The sequence below is a fragment of the Mesorhizobium sp. M7A.F.Ca.AU.001.01.1.1 genome (genome assembly GCF_004022735.1).
GTDB classification, from domain to species: Bacteria; Pseudomonadota; Alphaproteobacteria; order Rhizobiales; family Rhizobiaceae; genus Mesorhizobium; species Mesorhizobium ciceri.
Map to the genome: position 1 here is coordinate 1 of NZ_RZPF01001370.1, position 433 is coordinate 433.

1 protein-coding gene is annotated in these 433 nt (G+C 68.8%); it reads right to left on the minus strand.

Translation table 11 applies throughout. The features are described 5' to 3' along the window. The coding region (locus EN884_RS38235) for a hypothetical protein (protein ID WP_164895529.1) at positions 1-433 on the minus strand (433 nt) is incomplete at both ends.

Below are 433 nucleotides of genomic sequence, written 5' to 3' on the forward strand. Positions count from 1 at the left end.
GAGCAGCGTCACGTCGCCGCCTGCCGGGATCTCGACGTCGCGGGCAATCGCCGCGCACGGATCGTCGCCGGCCTCGACACGGCCAGACAGCGCCGCACCGCTCAGCACCGCCTGCGGTAGCTCGCTGGAGCCATGCCGGCCCAGGAACTCCGATCGGTCTGTCGTCACCGAATGGACGCCGCCGTCGGCCGCCAGGAACGCAACCCGCTCGCCGAAATCCAGCCCGTAGGGGTTTTGTGCGAGCAGCGCCCCACTGGCGGCATCCCGCGACGGGACGATGGTTGCCGCAGTGCGCGACCGATGCCCGCCGAGCACCCATTCGGCATAGGCATAGACACGCAGCCGCGCCGGCACCGAGCCGGAATTCTGGATGCGCAGCCGCGAGATTTTCAGGGAATCGACCGGATCGACGACATGGGTAAGGTCCATCGAC